20 protein-coding genes are annotated in these 19710 nt (G+C 66.7%); 9 read left to right on the top strand and 11 right to left on the bottom strand.

The window, feature by feature from the left end; all coding sequences use genetic code 11:
- Positions 1–8 precede the first annotated feature (8 nt).
- Positions 9–665, bottom strand: a complete 657-nt coding sequence (locus CXR42_RS15770; protein WP_103258538.1) for a YiaD family glycine zipper/OmpA-like lipoprotein — start codon at positions 663–665, stop codon at positions 9–11.
- 116 nt (positions 666–781) lie between these two features.
- Entirely contained in the window at positions 782–1612 is an 831-nt protein-coding gene (locus tag CXR42_RS15765; RefSeq protein WP_103258537.1) for a methylated-DNA--[protein]-cysteine S-methyltransferase, read from the bottom strand.
- A 206-nt stretch (positions 1613–1818) separates the two neighbouring features.
- Here CXR42_RS15765 and CXR42_RS15760 point away from each other — a divergent pair, with 206 nt between their 5' ends.
- From CXR42_RS15760 to CXR42_RS15750, 3 genes are read left to right on the top strand one after another with little or no spacing between them, the layout of a single operon-like run.
- The gene (locus CXR42_RS15760; protein WP_180996082.1) at positions 1819–2193 is read left to right on the top strand and encodes a DUF4087 domain-containing protein; all 375 of its coding nucleotides are present in this window, start codon (positions 1819–1821) and stop codon (positions 2191–2193) included.
- Positions 2194–2241: 48 nt separating this feature from the next.
- Positions 2242–2886, top strand: a complete 645-nt coding sequence (gene nth / locus CXR42_RS15755) for an endonuclease III (protein WP_103258535.1) — start codon at positions 2242–2244, stop codon at positions 2884–2886.
- Positions 2883–3866, top strand: a complete 984-nt coding sequence (locus CXR42_RS15750; RefSeq protein ID WP_103258534.1) for an adenosine kinase — start codon at positions 2883–2885, stop codon at positions 3864–3866. The genes nth and CXR42_RS15750 overlap by 4 nt, the downstream gene beginning before the upstream one ends.
- Positions 3867–3956: 90 nt before the next feature.
- Here CXR42_RS15750 and CXR42_RS15745 read toward each other — a convergent pair whose 3' ends face one another.
- Positions 3957–4943 (bottom strand): zinc ABC transporter substrate-binding protein, encoded by a 987-nt coding sequence (locus CXR42_RS15745; RefSeq protein WP_103258533.1) that lies wholly within the window; start codon positions 4941–4943, stop codon positions 3957–3959.
- A gap of 70 nt (positions 4944–5013) precedes the next feature.
- Here CXR42_RS15745 and CXR42_RS15740 point away from each other — a divergent pair, with 70 nt between their 5' ends.
- From CXR42_RS15740 to CXR42_RS15725, 4 genes are all read left to right on the top strand, one after another.
- Entirely contained in the window at positions 5014–5538 is a 525-nt protein-coding gene (locus tag CXR42_RS15740) for a Fur family transcriptional regulator (protein WP_103258532.1), read from the top strand.
- Positions 5535–6293 carry an ATP-binding cassette domain-containing protein gene (locus tag CXR42_RS15735; RefSeq protein ID WP_103258531.1) on the top strand — a complete coding sequence of 253 codons (759 nt, stop codon included), beginning with the start codon at positions 5535–5537 and terminating at the stop codon, positions 6291–6293. Before CXR42_RS15740 ends, CXR42_RS15735 begins: the two co-directional genes overlap by 4 nt.
- Entirely contained in the window at positions 6286–7068 is a 783-nt protein-coding gene (locus tag CXR42_RS15730; protein ID WP_103258530.1) for a metal ABC transporter permease, read from the top strand. Before CXR42_RS15735 ends, CXR42_RS15730 begins: the two co-directional genes overlap by 8 nt.
- An 87-nt stretch (positions 7069–7155) precedes the next feature.
- On the top strand, positions 7156–8169 hold the full coding sequence (locus CXR42_RS15725; protein ID WP_146038090.1) for a hypothetical protein: 1014 nt from the start codon (positions 7156–7158) through the stop codon (positions 8167–8169).
- Here the strand turns inward: CXR42_RS15725 and speB are convergent.
- A complete protein-coding gene (gene speB, locus CXR42_RS15720; RefSeq protein ID WP_103258528.1) occupies positions 8166–9137 on the bottom strand; it encodes an agmatinase in 972 nt (323 codons plus the stop codon). The genes CXR42_RS15725 and speB overlap by 4 nt on opposite strands.
- Positions 9138–9414: 277 nt before the next feature.
- Here speB and CXR42_RS15715 point away from each other — a divergent pair, with 277 nt between their 5' ends.
- Together CXR42_RS15715 and CXR42_RS15710 are read left to right on the top strand one after the other, a co-directional pair.
- On the top strand, positions 9415–11913 hold the full coding sequence (locus CXR42_RS15715) for a GcvT family protein (protein WP_103258527.1): 2499 nt from the start codon (positions 9415–9417) through the stop codon (positions 11911–11913).
- A gap of 133 nt (positions 11914–12046) precedes the next feature.
- Positions 12047–12367, top strand: a complete 321-nt coding sequence (locus CXR42_RS15710) for a hypothetical protein (protein ID WP_103258526.1) — start codon at positions 12047–12049, stop codon at positions 12365–12367.
- Here CXR42_RS15710 and CXR42_RS15705 read toward each other — a convergent pair.
- The 7 genes from CXR42_RS15705 to CXR42_RS15675 form a co-directional block, all read right to left on the bottom strand.
- Positions 12364–13161, bottom strand: coding sequence for a glycoside hydrolase family 25 protein (locus CXR42_RS15705; protein WP_103258525.1), 798 nt, complete (start codon positions 13159–13161; stop codon positions 12364–12366). The two genes, CXR42_RS15710 and CXR42_RS15705, sit on opposite strands and share 4 nt — an antisense overlap.
- A gap of 31 nt (positions 13162–13192) precedes the next feature.
- Complete coding sequence (locus CXR42_RS15700; RefSeq protein WP_103258524.1) at positions 13193–13861, bottom strand: DUF938 domain-containing protein; 669 nt, start codon at positions 13859–13861, stop codon at positions 13193–13195.
- Positions 13862–13863: 2 nt separating this feature from the next.
- Positions 13864–14940: an NAD(P)/FAD-dependent oxidoreductase gene (locus CXR42_RS15695; RefSeq protein ID WP_103258523.1), complete on the bottom strand. Its 1077-nt coding sequence runs from the start codon at positions 14938–14940 to the stop codon at positions 13864–13866.
- 114 nt (positions 14941–15054) lie between these two features.
- Entirely contained in the window at positions 15055–16137 is a 1083-nt protein-coding gene (locus CXR42_RS15690; protein ID WP_103258640.1) for a BMP family ABC transporter substrate-binding protein, read from the bottom strand.
- Positions 16138–16402: 265 nt separating this feature from the next.
- Positions 16403–17494: a BMP family ABC transporter substrate-binding protein gene (locus tag CXR42_RS15685; RefSeq protein ID WP_103258522.1), complete on the bottom strand. Its 1092-nt coding sequence runs from the start codon at positions 17492–17494 to the stop codon at positions 16403–16405.
- 49 nt (positions 17495–17543) lie between these two features.
- The gene (locus CXR42_RS15680) at positions 17544–18479 is read right to left on the bottom strand and encodes an ABC transporter permease (RefSeq protein ID WP_103258521.1); all 936 of its coding nucleotides are present in this window, start codon (positions 18477–18479) and stop codon (positions 17544–17546) included.
- Positions 18479–19558 (bottom strand): ABC transporter permease, encoded by a 1080-nt coding sequence (locus CXR42_RS15675; protein ID WP_103258639.1) that lies wholly within the window; start codon positions 19556–19558, stop codon positions 18479–18481. The genes CXR42_RS15680 and CXR42_RS15675 overlap by 1 nt, the downstream gene beginning before the upstream one ends.
- Positions 19559–19710: the final 152 nt, after the last annotated feature.

The raw sequence follows: 19710 nt of genomic DNA, 5'->3' as shown, positions 1-19710 counted from the left end.
CCGCCGGATCAACGGGTCGGGCGGATGATGATTTCCACCCGGCGGTTCTGGGCGCGGCCTTCCGGCGTCAGGTTCGACGCGATCGGCTGATCCTCGCCCCGGCCATAGGCCGCAACGCGCGATCCCGGCACGCCATTCTCGCGCAGGACGCTGGCCACCGCCACCGCGCGGCGCTGCGACAGGTCCTGGTTATACGCGGCCGAGCCGGTGTTGTCGGTGTGACCGATCACCTCGATCCGGCTGTTGGGGTACTTCAGCAGGCTGGACGAGACCGTCGACAGGTCGCGGCGCAGGTCCGGCCGGACCGAGGCGCTGTCGGTGGCGAACAGCAGGTCCTGCGGCATGTTCACGATCAGATACTCGCCGGTGTTGGTCACCGAGATGTTCGAGCTGAGCGAGCCGCGCAGTTCCGCTGCCTGGCGGTCAAGGTCCGCGCCGATCAGCGCACCCGCACCCGCGCCCAAAGCGCCGCCGACAATGGCGCCCTTCAGCTCGTCGCCGTCGCCCGACACCGCAGCGCCGGTCACCGCGCCGACCAGGCCGCCGACAATCGCGCCCTGGCGCTGCCGGGCGTTCGGGTCGTCGGGATAGGCGTTGGGGTCCACGCAAGCCGTCAGTGCCAAGGTGCCGGCCACGGCCAGGATCAGGTTGGTTTTCATCATCATGTTTGCTCTCGCCTCGAAATGCGCCCTTTGGCGGGCCTGTCCTCAGACCCGTGCCACAATACACCAACGGCGTCGAGGTGCTGCCGGTTCCCATCGCTTCGGCAGGGTTCCGCGCATCACAGGTTCGTGCGGGCCGCTTCCCAGGCCAGCATCGCCCGCTTGCGGGGCAGGCCCCAGTGATAGCCGCCAAGGCCCCCGTCCCGGCGCAGGGCGCGGTGGCAGGGGATCAGAAAGCTGATCGGGTTGCGCCCGACCGCCGTTCCCACCGCCCGATGCGCCTGCGGATGGCCGATGGCGTCGGCGATGTCGGCATAGGTGGTGACATGTCCCGAGGGGATCGCCAGCAGCGCCTCCCAGACCTTGATCTGGAAGGGGGCACCGATCAGGTGCAATTCGGTCGCCTTGCCGCCAAAGGCCGCATCGACCAGCGGCCGCAGCGCCACCGGGTCCTCGACGTAAGCCGCCTTGGGCCAGCGGCGCACCAGATCCTCCAGCGCCGCTTCGGCCCCCGCCTCATCGGCAAAGCCGATCCCGCAGATGCCCTTCCCGGTCGCCATCACCAGGGCCGGGCCGAACGGGCTTTCGAACCAGCCCCAGCGGATCTCAAGCCCCGCCCCGCCCCGGGCATAGTCGCCGGGCGACATCGCCTCCCAGGTCAGGAACAGGTCATGCAACCGGCCGGTGCCCGAAAGGCCGGTTTCCAGCGCCGTGCCCAGCAGCGTGTGCCGTTCCGCCAGCAACCGCCGCGCATGGCCCAGCGTCAGATATTGCTGATAGCGCTTGGGGCTGACGCCCACCCATTGGCTGAACACCCGCTGGAAATGCGCCGGACTCATCTGCATCCGCTGCGCCAGTTCCTCCAGCGTCAGGGCGGGGCCTTCGGCATCGATCACCTGCAGGGCGCGGCCGATCACCTGGTAATGGTAGGACGGGGATTGGTCTGTCATGCGTGCTTCCTTCAGCCGGCTCGTCGTTCGACTGCGTCTCCTCCTCGCAGAACGTCGCGAGGAGTGACGAAGTCATCGACGAGCATTCCCATCCATACCCGCAGACCCCGCCCCTGCGCGACCCGCTTCCTGCGCATCCGGTTTTCCAGCCTTGAGGCCGGCCCCCCCGCTGTGGTCTCTGGGCCGCACCCATGCATGAGGTCCTGATGCTCCGTCCTGTCCTGCTGACCGCCGCCCTCCTCGCCGCGCTGCCTGCCGGCGCCGAAACCCGCTGCGGTTGGTATCACAACCCCACGCCGGCGAACGTCATTCTGGAAGACGCTGATGGCCAGTGGTGGCTTTCCATGCAGGGCGGACCGGCAGCCCCGGGGTTCGAGGATGCCTATACGACCGCTTTCGACAACCGGCTGCGCATCGACTATGCCGGCCAGGTGACCCAGCGCTACGGTTATAGCTGCGCCTGCGCCGAAGGCGAATTCGACGCCAGCCGCGGCCAGTACGACAACGTCATCTCGATCAGAAGCCTGAAAGAGATCCCGCTTGCCCGCTGCGAACAGGACGCGGCCCTGCCACCACCCTGAGGCCCAAGCCCAGTTGCGCCACGTCCTCCCGGCTGGCACAAGGGCGCCATGACGCCGCAACTTCCCTATGCCACGCTGAAACAGGTCTTCGCCCGCTTTGCCGAGGCCGAGCCGCACCCGAAGGGCGAGTTGGAGCATACCAACGCCTTCACCCTTCTGGTCGCCGTCGCCCTGTCGGCGCAGGCGACCGACGTGGGCGTGAACAAGGCCACCCGCGCCCTCTTTCAGATCGCCGACACGCCGGAAAAGATGCTGGCCCTGGGCGAAGAGGGGCTGATCCAGCACATCAAGACCATCGGCCTGTTCCGCAACAAGGCAAAGAACGTCATCAAGCTCTCGCGCCTCCTCATCGACACTTTCGGGGGCGAGGTGCCCAGTTCCCGCGCCGCCCTCGTCACCTTGCCGGGCGTTGGCCGCAAGACCGCGAACGTGGTCCTGTCGATGTGGTTCCACCACCCCGCCCAGGCCGTCGACACCCATATCTTCCGCGTCGGCAACCGCACCGGCATCTGCCCCGGCAAGGATGAGGCGCAGGTCGAACGCGCGATCGAGGATAACGTCCCCGTCGAATACCAGCACCACGCGCATCACTGGCTTATCCTGCACGGCCGGTATATCTGCGTCGCGCGCAAACCCAAATGCGGCATCTGCCCGATCCGGGACTGGTGCCTTTATCCGGAGAAGACCGCATGAAGTCCTATCAGGTCGTCGGCATCGGCAACGCCATCGTCGATGTGTTTTCCACCGCCGATGACAGCTTTCTTGACCTGATGGGCATCCAGAAGGGCATCATGCAGCTGGTCGAGCGTGAGCGGGGCGAGATGCTTTACGGCGCGATGACCAACCGCCAGCAGGCCCCCGGCGGCTCGGTCGCGAACACGCTGGCGGGACTTGGCAACCTTGGCCTGACGACCGCCTTCATCGGTCGCGTCCACGACGACGCCCTGGGCAAGTTCTACGCCCAGACCATGGCGCAGGAAGGAACCGATTTCGTCAACCCGCCCGTGCCGGGGGGCGAACTGCCGACCTCGCGCAGCATGATCTTCGTCTCGCCCGATGGAGAGCGGTCGATGAACACCTATCTCGGCATCTCCTCCGAACTCGGCCCCGACGACGTGTCTGATAGCGTGGCAGGCAGCGCCGAGATCCTGTTTCTGGAAGGCTACCTTTACGACAAGCCCAAAGGGAAACAGGCATTCGAACGCGCGGTCGAACTTTGCCACGCCGCCGGCGGCAAGGCCGGGATCGCGCTTTCGGACCCGTTCTGCGTCGACCGCCACCGCGACGACTTTCGCCGTCTGGTCAAGTCGCTGGACTATGTGATCGGCAACGAACACGAATGGGCTTCGCTCTACCAGACCGACTTGTCCACCGCGCTGGAACAGGCCGCGCAGGACGCGGGCCTCGTGGTCTGCACGCGGTCGGGCCATGACGTGATCGTCGTGCGCGGCGAGGAAGAGGCCATCGTTCCAGTCCACCGCGTCGTCCCCGCCGATGCGACCGGGGCCGGGGACCAGTTCGCGGCCGGGTTCCTGTATGGGTTGGCCACCGGCCAGTCGCTGGCCGTGGCCGGCCGCATGGGCTGCGTCGCCGCGGCCGAGGTCATCAGCCATTTCGGCGCCCGGCCCGAGACGGACCTGAAGGCGCTCTTCCGCAAGGAAGGCCTGATCTGACACGCCAAGGGTGGGCAAATTGCCCACCCTACGCCCGCGCCAAGGCGGGTCAACGCATGGGCGTAGGGTGGGCGCTTCGCCCACCGCCCCTTACCCCTCCAGGCAGTCGGCGATCGTCGTGGCCATCCCGGTCAACAGCGCCGCATAGGCCCCCGGACCCGGCTCCAGCGACGAGCCCACGGGGTCCAGCGCCCCGCCGATCCTGGCCCCGGTCCCCTCGGCCATCTGCTCGACCAGGGCGGGGTCGTGCTGCACTTCGGGGAAGATGCACAGCACGTCGCCAGCCTCCAGCGTCGCGCGCAGGTCCGACAGCCGCGCCGCCCCGGGCGAGGCCGCATCCCCCAGTGCCACGCTACCGGCGAAGGTCAGCCCGTAATGCGCGCCGAAATAGCCATAGGCGTCGTGGAAGGTCACCACCGGCTTGTCCTTGACCGGCGCCAGCCGCGCGGCCAATTCGGCGTCCAGCGCCGCCAGTTCCGTCCCGGCCGCCGCCGCATTGGCCGCATAGGTCGCCGCGTTCTCCGGGTCCAACCGCGACAGTTCCGCCGCGATCAGGCCCAGCCAGACTTGCGCATTGCCGGGGTCCAGCCAGACATGCGGATCGGCGCCGGCATGGTCGTGCCCGTCATGCCCGGCTTCATCGACATGCTCCGCCTCGTCCGCATGATCGTCATGCCCGTGGTCGTCGTGCCCGGCTTCGTCATCATGCCCGGCCTCACCCGCATGATCGTCATGCTCCGCCTTCTCGCCATACTCTCGCAGGACCGTGCCCTCGGCATCCAGCAGCCCCAGTGCCGCCGCGCCCTCGGGCCGGGTTTCCAGCGCGCTGGCCAGCCAGGGCGTCAGTTCCGGCCCGATCCAGACCACCAGCCCCGCATCCGCGACCGCCGCCGCCTGGCTGGGGCGCAGCTGGAAATCATGCTCGTCCGCACCCTTGGCCAGCAGCAGCTCCGGTTGCCCCAGTTCGCCCATCACCTGCGCCACCAGCGCATGGACCGGCGGGATATCGGTCACCACGCGCGGCACTTCGGCAAGGGCAGGGGTGCTGGCCAAGAGGGCAGTTATGATATAACGCATGGCAAAGACCTTTCGTCGGGTTCGGCCAAGGTCTATGTATGTAATATCATAACAGGTCAAGCCCCCTCCAATGCCCACGCCTGCCCCCCACAATCCTGCCACCTGTCCCGGCTGTGCCGCGCCGGACCTGGCCTTCGCGGCGCATGACCACGCGCATTGCGCCGCGGATGCGTTGGCCCGGGCGCATGCGATCACCGCCGCCTCTGGTGCGCGCCTGACCCCCGTCCGCCGCCGCGTGCTGGAGATCCTGCTGGAAGACCACCGCGCGCTTGGTGCCTATGACGTGCTGGCCCGCCTTGCTGCCGACGGTTTCGGCAACCAGCCCCCCGTCGCCTATCGCGCGCTGGAGTTTCTTGTGGAACAAGGGCTTGCCCACCGCATCCAGCGCCTGAACGCCTTTACCGCCTGCGCCCATCCGGGCGAGGCGCATGCCCCCGCCTTCCTGATCTGCCGATCCTGCCACAGCGTTGCCGAGGCCGAAGCCGCCCCCGCCCGCGATGCCCTGGCCCACGACGCCGCCCGCCTGGGCTTTACCATCGAACGCACCACGATCGAGGCGCTGGGCCTCTGCCCCGCCTGCAAGGACCAGGCATGAGCCTTCTGTCCGCCAGCCATATCTGCGTCCGCTTCGGCGCCGAGGAGGTCTTGCACGACGTCAGCCTGTCGCTGGCTCCCGGCGAGATCGTCACCATCCTTGGCCCCAACGGCTCGGGCAAATCGACGCTTCTCCGTGCGTTGCTGGGCATCCTTCCGGTGGCTCAGGGCAGCGTCTCTCGCGCCCCCGGCCTGCGCCTGGGCTACATCCCGCAGCGCCTGATGATCGACCGCACCATGCCGATGACCGTGCGCCGCTTCCTGTCGCTGCCCGCCCGCGTCAGCGACCAGGCGGCGGCCGAGGCGCTGGCCCGCACCGGCATGGCGGGGCACGAGGCCGACCAGATGACCCAACTCTCCGGCGGCCAGTTGCAGCGCGTCCTTCTGGCACGGGCGCTGCTGGGCAAGCCGCAGGTGCTGATGCTGGACGAACCGACCCAGGGCCTTGACCAGCCCGGCGAGGCCGCCTTCTACCGCCTGATCGAAGAGGTCCGGCGCGACACCGGCGCCGCCGTCCTGATGGTCAGCCACGACCTGCATGTCGTCATGGCGGCCTCTGACCGGGTGATCTGCCTGAACGGCCATATCTGCTGCGAAGGCACGCCCCGCGTGGTCTCTACCGCGCCGGAATATCGGGCGCTTTTCGGGCTGGGGACGCAGGGCGCGCTGGCGCTGTACCGGCACGAACACGACCACGACCACGCGGACGAGCCGCACAATCACCACCACCATCACCACGACCATACCCATGCTTGACGATTTCCTGACCCGCGCCGCCTTTGCCGCTACCGGCCTGTCGCTGGCAACCGGGCCGCTTGGGTCGTTCGTCGTCTGGCGCCGGATGGCCTATTTCGGCGATGCGACCGCCCATGCCGCGATCCTGGGCGTGGCGCTGGCGCTGGCCACCGACCTGCCGATCGGCCTTGGCACGCTGGTCGTGGCGCTGGCCATGGCCGTGACCGTCGCCAGCCTGGCCGCCAAGGGCTGGGCCATGGACACCACGCTTGGCGTCCTTGCCCATTCCGCGCTGGCCTTCGGCCTGGTCGCGGTCAGCTTCTTTCCAACGGTGCGCACCGACCTCTCTTCCTACCTCTTCGGCGACATTCTGGCCGTCAGCCGCACCGACCTTGCGCTGATCTGGGGCGGCTCGCTTCTGGTTCTTGCGCTGATCGCCTGGCGCTGGCAGGCGCTGCTGACAGCCACCTTGAACGAGGACCTGGCCCATGCCGCCGGCATCCGCCCGGATCGTGAGCGTCTGGTGCTGGTCATCGCCCTGGCCCTGGTCGTCGCCGTCGCGCTCAAGGTCGTCGGCGCGCTGCTCATAGCCGCCATGCTGATCATCCCCGCCGCCGCAGCCCGCAGCCTGGCCCGCACGCCCGAGGCGATGGCCCTGGGGGCCACCGCCATCGGCATGGTCGCTGGGATCGGCGGGCTGGCCCTCTCGCTTTGGCAGGACACGCCGGCCGGCCCCTCGATCATTGTCGTCGCGGCCGCGCTCTTTGCCCTGGGATCATTGCGCCCAAGGCCCTGATCCGGCGGCAAATTGCCCATCCCCTGCCCGAAGCTTGCCCAAATTCGCGCCTAAAGCATCAAGGCGCAGCGCAAGGAGTGCCCGTCCGTGTTTCGTTTGTTCGGTCTTTTGCTCGGCCTTCCGCTTAGCCTGGGGATCTTCGTCACCGTCGACTACACCATGTCCAGCCGCTGGTCCGGGCGCGAGGATGGCGAAGGTCTGACCTTCACCGAATATCTTGCCGGCTATACCGGCGGCCTCGTTGGGGGGGGCGGGGCTGCGGGCCTGCCAAACAAGCTGGTCGAGATGCTGCCCCGCGCGCCCGAAGGCTGGACCGTCCGCCCGACCGAACCCGGCGATATCGACGGCTTCCTGCCCAAGGACCGCAAGTCGGTGCCCAAGGACGTGCGCGGCCATATCGAGGCGATGGTAAAGCCGGCCAAGGGTCGCAGCGTCGAAACCGCCGCCCTAACCTATGAGCGGGGCGAGCGGAAGGTGATCTTCCAGGCGGTCCGCTATCCCGATGTGATCTTCACCAGCTTCATGGCCATGACACAGCGGTTCGAATTGCAGATGCGCGCGGCTGAGTTTTCCGGGACCGAGTTCATGACCGTGCGCGGCCTTGACGTTGAGGAGGACCTTCTGCCGGACGAGGTGAATGCCCGGCTGTTCCTGGCGGATGTCGGCGGCCAGATCCACCTGCGCGTCCTTGCGCCGGAACGGATGAAGGACCAGGATCTGGTGCCCTTCTTCCAGACCCTGCATGTCGAGGCGATGAATGCCAGCGTCGTTGACAAGCAGACCGGCCTGGGCAAGGTCCCGGTGATCGTCCTGGCCTCGGTCCTGGACGCAGCCACCCGCGCCGCCTATGACGCCGACATCGCCGAACGCGAGGCGATCCTGGCCGCCGAACGCGAAGCGCAACGGCTTGAGGATGAGGCCCGCATCGCCGCCGCCGAGGCGGAAGAAAATTTCGGCAGCGGCTTTCTCGGCTCACTTTTCGGCCGGGATGAGACCGTGGAACCCGAGGACGGCCAGGCTACGGGCGAGGTCAGTTGCACCAAGGGTATCGGCGGCTCCAAGCGTTGCACCGTGACCGGGGTCGACGAACCGCAGGACTAGAACTGCAATCCCGACGACCGTGGCGGCACCTGCGGCACGCCCGGCAGGACGCACAGCATCTCATACAGCAGATTCGCCCCGATCAGCGCGGTATTGCCGCTGGGATCATAGGGCGGCGAGACCTCGACCAGATCGCCGCCGACGATGTTCAGCCCGGCGCAGCCCCGGATGATTTCCAGCGCCTGCCAGGTGGTCAGCCCGCCCGGCTCCACCGTGCCGGTGCCCGGGGCAAAGGCCGAGTCCAGGCTGTCGATGTCATAGCTGATATAGACCGGCGCATCCCCGATCCGCGCGCGGACCTGCGCCATCAGCGGGGTCAGCGATTTCCACCAGCACTCCTCGGCCTGCACCACCGTCCAGCCCTGGCCCCGCGCCCAGTCGAAATCCTCGGGCGCATAGCCGGTGCCGCGCAGGCCGATCTGGAACACCTTGTCATTGATCAGACACCCCTCCTCCCAGGCGCGGCGGAAGGGGCAGCCATGCGCCACCGTCTCGCCGAACATGGTCTCGTTGATATCCGCATGGGCGTCGATGTGGATCAGGGCCACCGGCCCGTGCCGTTCCTTGATCGCGCGCAGGATCGGCCAGGTCAGCGTATGGTCGCCGCCCAGCGTCAAGGGGATCACCCCATGCGCCAGCACCTCCCGGTAATGCGCCGCGATGATCTCGACCGATTTCTTAAGATCGAAGGTGTTGATCGCCACATCGCCCAGGTCCGCAACCTGCAAATGCTCGAACGGCGCCGCCCCCGTCGCCATGTTATAGGGCCGCAGCATCCGGCTTTCGTCCCGGATCTGGCGCGGCCCCAGCCGCGTTCCCGGCCGGTTGCTGGTGCCGTGGTCCATCGGAATCCCGATGAACCCCACATCCAGCCCCTTGGGACTGCTGGCCGAGGGCAGCCGCATCATCGTCGCCGGCCCGCCAAAGCGTGGCATCTCGTTGCCGCCAAGGGGTTGGTTGAACGCCATCTGCCGCCTTCCTTCTGCTGTCGGCCCAAAACTTGCCCATAATCCCCGCCGCGACAAGGCTCCACCCCGCCTCCTCGTGCGACTTCGTCTTCTCGTCGGAGCGTCCCCCGCGCGAGGAGTGACGCAGTCATCGACGAGCCGCCCAAGGACCCCTCGCCTGCGGATTTCGCGCGCGACATGCCCTCATGTCGTTTTCTGACGCCAAAGGTCGGGTGGACTTGCCCGCAATCCCGCGCCTCTGGCACATAGGGGCAAACCTATTGCGGGAGTCTCTTCCATGAAAACCCACGTCAAAGCCCTCGTCGTCGGCGGCGGCGCAGTCGGCACCGGGATCGCCTATCACCTGGCGAAGGCCGGCTGGGACACCATGCTGGTCGAACGGGACGAGTTGACGGCGGGTTCGACCTGGCACGCCGCCGGTCTCCTCCCGCTCTTCAACATGAGCTACGCGACGACCCACATCCACAAGTACTCGGTCGACTTCTACAAGGGGCTGGAGGCTGAAACCGGCCTCAACCCCGGCTTTTACGTCGTCGGCAACCTGCGCATGGCGCAGCACCAGCAGCGCATGGACGAATACATGCTGTATTCCTCGGTGGCCGAAACCGCCGGGGTCTACCACGAATTCCTGACGCCGAAAGAGATCAAGGACCGCTGGCCGCTGGTCCGCACCGAAGACCTGATCGGCGCGCTGTATCACCCGCAGGACGGCTACATTAACCCCGCCGACGTGACGCAAGCCATGGCCAAGGGCGCGCGGCAGCTGGGCGCGACCATCGAACGGAAAATCCAGGTCGACGGCTACCGCTGGACCGGGTCGGAATGGATCGTCTCCTGCACCAGGCTTGAGGAAAAGGGCGGCAACCTCGTCGCCACCGACGACACCTTCGACATCCATGCCGAACACGTCGTCACCGCCACCGGCAACCACGCCCAGCGGACAGCGAAACTCCTCGGCATCAAGACCCCCGCCGTCGTCGTCGAACACCAGTACATCGTGACCGAGCCTGACCCGGCCCTTGTCGAATGGCGCAAGACCAACCCGCAGCACCCGGTCCTGCGCGACGCCGACGCCAAGTGGTATGTGCGTGAGGAACGCGGCGGCTGGATCCTTGGCCCCTACGAAAAGGGTGCCCCGGCCCGCTTCCAGTACGGCGTCCCCGACAGCTTCCGCGCCGACCTCTTCCCGCTGGATCTGGAACGGATCGAGCAGGAGTACATGTCCTTCATCCACCGGATTCCCTCCTCGGAAACCGTGGGCCTCAAGGACGATTACAACGGCCCGATCTGCTATACCCCCGACGGCAACCCGCTCGTCGGCCCCGCCCCCGGCCTGCGCAACATGTGGCTGGCGGAAGGCTTTTCCTTCGGCATCACCGCCGCAGGCGGCACCGGCTACTACCTCGCCCAGCTGATGACGCAAGGCGAGGCCGAGATCGACATGGCCTCCCTCGACCCCAAGCGGTTCGGCGGCTGGATGACGACCGAATACGCCAGCCGGAAGAACGAGGAGTGCTACGACCACGTCTTCATCCTGCACCACCCGGACGAAGAACGCGAAGCCTGCCGCCCCCTCCGCACCGCACCCGCCTATGACCGCCAGAAGGAAATGGGCGCGCAGTTCGGCCAGGTGAACGGCTGGGAGCGCCCCAACTACTACGGCCCCAAGGACGCCCCCGCCGACTTCGACCACAACTCGCGCAGCTTCCGGCGCGGTGACTGGTGGCAGTACGCCAAGGCCGAGGCTGAAGCCGTCCGCAACACCGTCGGCATCATCGACGCCTCTGCCTTCACCAAGCACCTGGTGCGCGGCCCCGGCGCGACGGCCTTCCTTGACCACTTCACCTGCAACAAACTGCCGAACGTGGGCCGGATCAACCTGACCTATGCGCTCACCGACCACGGCACCACGCGGACCGAATACACCATCGTCCGCCTCAAGCAGGACGAATACTACCTGATCTCCGCCGGGGCCTGGACGGCCTATGACTACGATTTCCTGCAAAAGACCGCCGACGACTGGATGGCTTCAGGCAAGGGCCACATCGACATCCACGACGTGACGACCCAATGGGGCGTTTATGCGCTGGCCGGCCCCAACGCCCGCGCGCTGCTGAAAGAGATCGTCAAGGACGCCGACCCCGACACCGTCCTTTCCAACAAGCGCTTCCCCTGGCTCTCCTACCGCGACATCGAACTGGGCATGTGCCCCGTCCGCGCCGTCCGCGTGGCCTACACGGGCGAGCTTGGCTGGGAACTGCACTACCCCATCGAATTCGGCCGCTACCTCTGGGACCTGATCTGGTCGGTGGGCGCAAAGCACGGCCTCAAGGGCGTCGGTGCCCGCGCCCAGAACTGGCTCCGGCAGGAAAAGTCCTACCGCGCCTTCGGCAACGAACTGGGCCGCGACGCCACCCCGCTGGAGGCCGCACTCGACCGCTTCGTCGACCTGACCAAGGACTTCCGCGGCAAGGAGAAGATGCTGGAAACCGGCATCCGGTCGAAATGCGTCACCCTCCTGATCGACGGCCCGTCTGATACCGACCCGTGGGGCAAAGAGGCGCTGATCCACGACGGCATCAAGGTCGGCCGCCTGACCTCGGGCGGTTATTCCGTGGCCTTCGGCAAGCAGATCGGCATGGGCTATGTCCCCGCCGCCCTGGCCGAACCGGGCCAGAAGCTGAAGGTCAAGATCCAGCTTCAGGAATGGGACGCCGTCGTGACCGAGGACAGCCCCTTCGACCCGACGAACGCCCGCATCCGCATCGACGGCTAGGCGACACCTCCTCGGGCACTTCGTGCACTCGTCGGCAGACCACCGCGAGGAGTGCACGAAGTGCTCGACGAGCAGGGCCACCTATACCCGACGTCGACCTTGAACACCTGACCGCCATCCCCATCTCTACGCCATGGCCGCGAGACAAAGACGGGAACGCCGGTTCCAACGACAATTCGACGCGCTGGAGCGGCTGGTCCCGCCCCTGCGCCGGCCGATGTCCACCCTGCGCCGCGACAGCTGGTTCCCGATCCGCTTTCCGGTGGCGCTTCTCCTCATCGCGGGAGGAGTCTTCTCGTTCCTGCCGGTGCTGGGCATCTGGATGCTGCCGCTCGGCCTTCTCCTCCTGGCCGTGGACCTGCCAGTGCTGCGCGGGCCGATCTCGGTCCTGGTCATCCGTGGGCGCCGGTCGGTCAAGCGCTGGTTCCGTCGCTGGCGGGACTGGCGGTCCTAAAGGCTCCGCGCGGCCAGCCAGCGCGCCCAGGCGGCCTTGGACCCGGCAAAGACGTTGATATCCACCTCGCCCGCGATCCCCGGCACCACCCCGGTCGAGGTATATTGCCAGAAGCTCCAGGCCCGTCCGTCATAGACCTCGCCCGGATGGTCCGCGACGGCGCGCAGCCAGAACTCCACGCCCTCCAGCCGCCACAGCTCGGTGTCCTCGTAGAAATCGACCGTGGTATAGATCACCGGCCGCTGGCCGTAGTGCCGCGCCACGATGTCCATGAACGCACGGGCTTCGGCGCGGATCGTGGCGCCGTCGCGGCGGATCGTGCAGGTCGGGCTGGTCGGCGTCCATTCCAGGTCCAGAACCGGGGGCAGGGCACCCGGCACCTTTGGCACATGGCGGATGAACCACCGCGCCTGCTCGGCCGCCGGGCGGCAATGGTAGAAGAAGTGGTAGGCCCCCCGCTTCACCCCCGCCGCCGCCGCGCCGCGCCAGTGGCTGTCGAACATCGGGTCCACCAGGTCGCCGCCCTCGGTCGCCTTGATGAAGGCAAAGTTCACCCCGTTCGCCCGCGCCGTCGTCCAGTCCACCTGGGTCTGGAACCGCGACAGGTCGATCCCATGCACCGGATAGCGGTCGGGCGAGCGGCCCGGCCAGTCGGTCGGATCGGCATCGCGGAAGTTCGACGAGGTGACGGTGATTGTCTCCTCGCCTACCGGCGCACGAGCGGACCCGCCACAGGCGGCCAGCAGAAGCAGGGCAAGAAGGGTCGGGGCAAGACGGGGAAGGGCGCGGATCATGCCACCATGCTGCCGTGCGCCGTGCGGCTTGTCACCCGGGATTTCCGGCCCTGGGCGGATTCTCCCAGGACCCGCGCCGGGCCAGCAGCATCAGGTTGTTGGCCGGCATCTCGACCACCCTTGCGGCCAGGCCAGCCTCTGCCAGAAGGCCCAGCACCCAGTCCAGATCCTTGTAGCCGATGGCCGGATCCTGCGCCCGAAGCGACCGGTCAAAGGCCGCGTCGCCCTCGCTTGTCGCGCGGCCCTCGCGCAGGAACGGCCCGTAAAGACACAGCGTGCCACCGGGTGCCAGGGCTTGCGCCGCCTCGGCCAGGACCACCCGCGCCGCCGTCCTTGGGATCAGGTGCAGCAGGTTGACCAGCAGCACCGCATCCCAAAGCCCGATCCCCGCCCCCCAGCCCGGCGCGGTCGCATCCAGCTGGACCGGCGGCAGGATCCGCCCCCCACCCTCGGCCGCCCAGGCCCGGATCGAGCCGAAGTTCCCTGGATCAACCTCGGTCGGCTGCCACTCCACCCCCAGGGGCCCTGCCATCACCGCCGCATGCAGGCCCGATCCGGCAGCGATCTCCAGAAGCCGGCCCTTCAGGGCAAGCCCCTGCAACACCTCCAGGATCGGCCCGGCGTTGCGCGCAGCCGAGGGCACCATCCGCCGCCCGTCAGCCAGGATTTCCGCACCGCTGTCCGGCAGCTTCAGCGCCATGGCTAGCCGAACCGGGCCGGCGACAGCGCCGCCACCAGATCCACATCGATCTCGGGCGCGCGACCGCCGATCAGGTCCGCCGCCAGCCGGCTGGCCGCCGGACAGGTCTGGAACCCGTAACCGCCCTGTCCCGCCAGCCAGAAGAACCCAGGCTCCCGCACGTCCGGCCCGATCACCAGCACCCGGTCGGGCGAAAAGGTGCGCAGCCCGGCCCAGCTGGCCAAAAGCCGCGTCACCGGTTCCGTCACCATCTCCTCATATCGCGCCAGCCCCTCGGCCAGGACCATGTCATCGGCCCAGGCGTCATGCGGCTCCATCAGGTCCTCCTCAGCCGGCGAGACGATCAGCGCCCCCGCGTCCGGCTTGGCGTACCAGTCCTCACCCGGCCCGAACATCATCGGCCAGCGGCTGACGTCCAGCCCGCCCGGCGCCGGAATCCGCGCCATTGACCGGCGATAGGGCGTGAACCCCAGGGGCCGCACCCCGGCCATCCCGGCCACATGGTCGGCCCAGGCCCCGGCCGCGTTCACGATCATCCGCGCGCTGAACTCTCCCGCGCCGGTTGAAACCCGCCACCCCGCGCCGTCGCGCGCAATCGCCGTGGCCCGCGCCTTCGTCACCACCAGCGCCCCGCGCCCCTTGGCCTCGCGGGCGAACCCCTGGACCAGAAGGTCGGTATCCACATCCTCGGCATGCGCGGCATAGCCCGCCAGCGCCACCACCTCCGGGTTCAGGATCGGCACCATCGCCCGCGCCTCGTCGAGGCTGACCTCGGTAAACGCCATCGCCTCCAGGTCACGCTCGAACGCCGCCCGCGCCTCGGCCTTGGCCACCAGCATCAGCCCCCTCGGGGAAAGCACCCCCGGCATCGCCCGGAACGCCGCTTCCGAGGCCATGGACAACCCCACCACCGCCGGCGCGCCATAGCGCGGTTCATACAGCGCCGCCGACCGGCTGCTGGCGTGATGCGCCAGCACATCCTCGGCCTCCAGCACGATCACCGACCCCAGCTCCGACAGCCGCGCCGCTGCCGAGATCCCGGCGATCCCGCCGCCGATGATCAGAAAATCCGCGTCCATTCCGCTTTCCTTTGCAGACGAAAGGGCACGGAGACCCCATGCCCTTTCTCTTCGTCAAATATCCCGGGGGTGTGGGGGCTGGCCCCCACTCCACCGACCGTCATTGAAGCGCAGTTATTGCGGAATGTCTCCGGCAATTCCTTCGACAAGGAAGTTCATGCCCAGAATATCGGCATCCGGCGCAAACTCGCCTTCCGCCAGCCAGAGGCTGCCGTCCTGCCGTCTGATCGGCCCGACAAAGGCATTGGTCTGGCCCGCTGCCAATGCATCGCGCAGCTTTTCTGCCTCAAGCCGCACGGACGCGGGAACCTCTTCCGTGATCAGTCCGATAAGCACCGCTTGGCTCATGCCCTTGAAGGTATCGGACTGGGTATAGGTACCGTCCAAGAGGGCGCTGATCCGTTCAAAGTAATAGGGTCCCCAGTTGTTCACGATTGCGGAGATGCGCGGCGATGGCCTGAACTCGATCATGTCCGAGGCCTGACCGAAGCCAAGGACCGAGCCCCCGGTCGCCGCAGCGGCCTCCAGCGTCGCCGTGGAATCGGTATGCGCCGCGATCACGTCCACGCCCGCATCGATCATCGACTGGGCCGCTTCGCCTTCGACCTTCGGATCGAACCAGGTATAGGCCCAGCGAACCTCCAGCTCGACATCCGGGTTCACCCTTTTCGCCGCCAGGTAATAGGCGTTGATCCCCGCCAGCACCTCTGGGATCGGGTACGAGGCGACATAGCCGATCTTGTTGGTCCGGGTCATATACCCGGCCAGCAGCCCCTCGACTGCGCGGCCTTCGTAGAACCGGGCGTTGTAGGTCGATACGTTGGGCGTGTCCCGCTTGTAGCCTGTCGCGTGCTCGAACTTCACGTTCGGATACTTCGCCGCGATGGCGTTCGTCTGGTCCATGAACCCGAACGAGGTCGTGAAGATGATGTCGCAGCCCGACCTCGCGAAATCCTCGATGACCGCCTCGGCACTGGAATCTTCGGGAACATTGTCCTGCCAGACCAGTTCCATCCGGTCGCCCAAACCGGCCTTTGCGGACTCGGCCCCGATGTGGTGCTGATAGGTCCAGCCACTGTCCTCAAGCGGGCCAAGGTAGACAAAGCAGGCCTTCACTTTTTCCAGCGTCTGTCCGGCTGCCGGAAGGGCCATTCCGAAGGCGAAAACTGCAGCACGGAAACACGTCGTCTTAAGCATTGCCACCATTTACGCGACCTTCTCGTTACGCGACCGAAACTGGCCGGAAGGCAAAGCGGGGGCATCGCAATCCGGGCCATGGCCTTCAACATGAAGGCCATGGCGCGGACCTTCATTTACCCATGCGGGAAGTCAAGATTTGTATGCAAACAGTCCTCAGGATTTAGACAAACTCAAAACAATTGGCCGCATGGATGGGTAACTCACGGTAAAATGAAAACAGGCCCGCAAGGCGGGCCTGTTCGCTGTCAGATCATGAGAATGGTCACTGGGGAATGTCGCCGACAATCCCTTCGACATAGAAGTTCATCCCCAGAAGGTCGCCATCCGGCGCGGTCGCGCCCTCGGCCAGCCAGGGGCTGCCGTCCTGCTTGTTGATCGGCCCGGTGAACGGGTGATAGGTCCCCGCTGCGATGGCGTCGCGCAGCGCCTCGGCCTCGGCCTTCACGTCGGCCGGGACCTTGTCGGTGATCTCGCCGATCTCGACCTCGCCGCCGGCGATGCCTTCCCAGGCGTCCTGCTGCGCATAGGTGCCGTCCAGCAGCGCGCCGACGCGCTTCACATAATAGGGCGCCCAGTTGTCGATGATCGACGACACCCGCGGCCCGTCCTTGTACTCGGCCATGTCCGAGGCCTGACCGAACCCGATCACCGCGCCATTGGTCTTGGCAGCCTCGGCCAGCGGGGCGGTCGAGTCGGTGTGCGACGCGATCACGTCCACGCCCTGGTCGATCAGCGCCTTGGCTGCGTCAGCTTCCTTGGCCGGGTCGAACCAGGTGAAGGCCCAGACCACTGACAGCTCAACGTTCGGGTTCACCTTCTTGGCATGCAGGTAATAGCTGTTGATCCCCATGATCACCTCGGGGATCGGGAAGGACCCGATGTAGCCGATCTTGTTCGACTTGGTCATCTTGCCCGCGATATGGCCCTGCACCGCGCGGCCTTCGTAGAAGCGGGCGTTATAGGTGGTGACGTTCGGATGCTCGCGCTTGAAGCCGGTGGCATGCTCGAACTTCACGTCCGGGAACTTGGCCGCGACGGCGTTGGTCGGGTCCATATAGCCGAACGAGGTGGTGAAGATGATGTTGCAGCCGCCCAGCGCCATCTGGGTCAGCACTCGCTCTGCATCGGCGCCTTCCGGCACGTTTTCCTGCCACTGGATCTCGACCTTGTCGCCGAACTCCTTCTGCACGGCCAGGGCACCTTCGTGGTGCTGGAAGGTCCAGCCGCCATCGCCGATCGGGCCGACATAGACGAAGCAGGCCTTCACCTTGTCCATGCCCTGCGCAAAGGCCGCACCGCCAAAGGCCAGCGTCAGCCCCATCGCCGCGGTCGCCAGCAGATTTCTACGTTTCATCGACTTACTCCCCTAGGTGGCAAGGCCCTTGGCCCTGCAGTTATCAGCCTCAGCGCGAGGCGTGAAAGTTCTGTCCCAGCGCAGCGGGTGCGCCGTTGGCCTTGCCCCGCCGCCCGGCCGACATGATGACCAGCACAAGGATGGTTATCAAATAGGGCGCCATGGACAAGTACTCGACCGGGATGCCGCTGCCCGCCACTTGCAGGTTCAACTGCAGCACGGTGATCCCGCCGAAAAGATAGGCACCGATCAGCACCCGCCACGGCCGCCAGCTGGCAAAGACCACAATCGCCAGTGCAATCCAGCCGGCTCCCGCCGTGATCCCGTCCACCCATTGCGGCACCCGCACCAGACTGACATAGGCCCCGCCCATCCCCGCCATCGCCCCGCCAAAGGCGATGCACATCAACCGGATGCGGTTCACCTTGTAGCCCAGCGCATGGGCGGCCTCGTGGCTTTCGCCCACGGCGCGGATGATCAGGCCGATCCGCGTGGATTTCAGCACCCACCACAGCACCGCCGTCATCGCGATGCTGAAATAGACCATCCAGTCATGCCCAAAGACGATCGGCCCCACCACCGGCAAATCCGCCAGCGCATCCGGCAAAAGCTGCCCGGTCGCCGGCGGCTTGATCCCGTTGTAGCCCTGCCCGCCCAGTGAACTGACCCCCAGCCCGAACAGCGTCAGCGCCAGCCCCGTTGCCACCTGGTTCGCCAGAAAAACCTGCGTCAGGAGCGCAAAGATCAAACTCAGCGCCGCCCCCGCCGCCGCGCCCCCGATGAAGCCAAGCACCGGGCTGCCCGTCTCGACCGCCACGATGAACCCACCCAGCGCGCCGATGACCATCATCCCCTCGACGCCCAGGTTCAAGACGCCCGCGCGTTCGACCACCGTCTCGCCCAGCGCCGCCATCAGGATCGGCACCGCACTGGCCATCAGCGTGGCGATCAGGATGACCGGATTGATACCGCCCAAGAAGTCCATCAATGCGCCCCCACAGCCAGCCTGAACCGATAATTCGTCAGCACATCCACCGCCAGAAGGAAGAACAACAGCATCCCCTGGAACACCTGGATCGCCGCATCCGGCAGCCCAAGGTTGGTCGAGGCCATCTCGCCCCCCACATAGGTCAGTGCCATCAGGAACCCCGCCAGCACGATCCCCAAGGGGTTCAGCCGGCCCAGGAACGCCACGATGATCGCCGTGAACCCGTAGCCCGTATTGAAGTCGATGCTGATCTGCCCCGCCGGCCCCGTCACCTCGAACATCCCCGCCAGCCCCGCCAGCGCACCGGACAGCCCCATGCACAACACCACCAGCCGTGCCGGTGACACCCCATGGAACCGCGCCGCCCTGGGGGCCTGCCCGGCCAGCCGGATCTGGAACCCCGCCTGATGCCGCGTCAACAGAATATAGGCCAAGACCGCCGTGACCAGAGCCGCCACGCCGCCCCAGTGCAGGCCCAGCGGCTCATAGATGAACGCGTTCTGCGCCGCCGGATAGCTGGAGAAGTTCCGGCTCCCCGGAAACCCCATCCCCTCGGGGTTCTTCAGAAACCCGGTCGAGGCCTTGGCCAAGATCGTCTCGGCCACATAGACCAGCATGAGGCTGACAAGAATTTCGTTCGTGTTGAACCGCGTCTTCAGGATCGCCGGGATCATCGCCCAAGCCCAGCCACCAAAGGCCCCCGCCACCACCATCGCCGGAAAGATCCACCGGCTTTCCGTCGGAAACACCGCCAGCCCGACCGAGGCGCCGATGATGGCGCCCATGATGTACTGCCCCTCGGCCCCGATGTTCCAGATCCCCGCCCGGAAGCCCAGCGCCAGGCCAATGGCGATCAGGATCAGCGGCCCCGCCTTCACCAGCAGCTGCCCGCGCAGATAGAAGGCGAACTCGCCGAACAAGGGGTCCCAGAAGATCGTGCGGATCACCTCGAACGGGTTCTTCCCCATCGCGGCGAACAGGATGCCCCCCGCGATCATCGTCAGGATCACCGCCACGGGCGGTGTCGCATACAGCCAGAACCGGCTCGGGGTCGGTCGCTTCTCAAGCCTCAGCACGACCACACCCCATTTTCTGTCCACAAGTATCCCGGGGGGTGTGGGGGGCTGGCCCCCCGCTCCGCAGTATCCCCAAGCATGCCGTGTCACTGGCAAAGCTACCGTGCGCCACACGACAAATTCCTTCGAAGGAATTTGCAAAACTCTTCAAA

The sequence above is a fragment of the Tabrizicola aquatica genome (assembly GCF_002900975.1).
GTDB lineage: Bacteria > Pseudomonadota > Alphaproteobacteria > Rhodobacterales > Rhodobacteraceae > Tabrizicola > Tabrizicola aquatica.
This window is presented reverse-complemented; position numbering and strand designations above follow the sequence as displayed.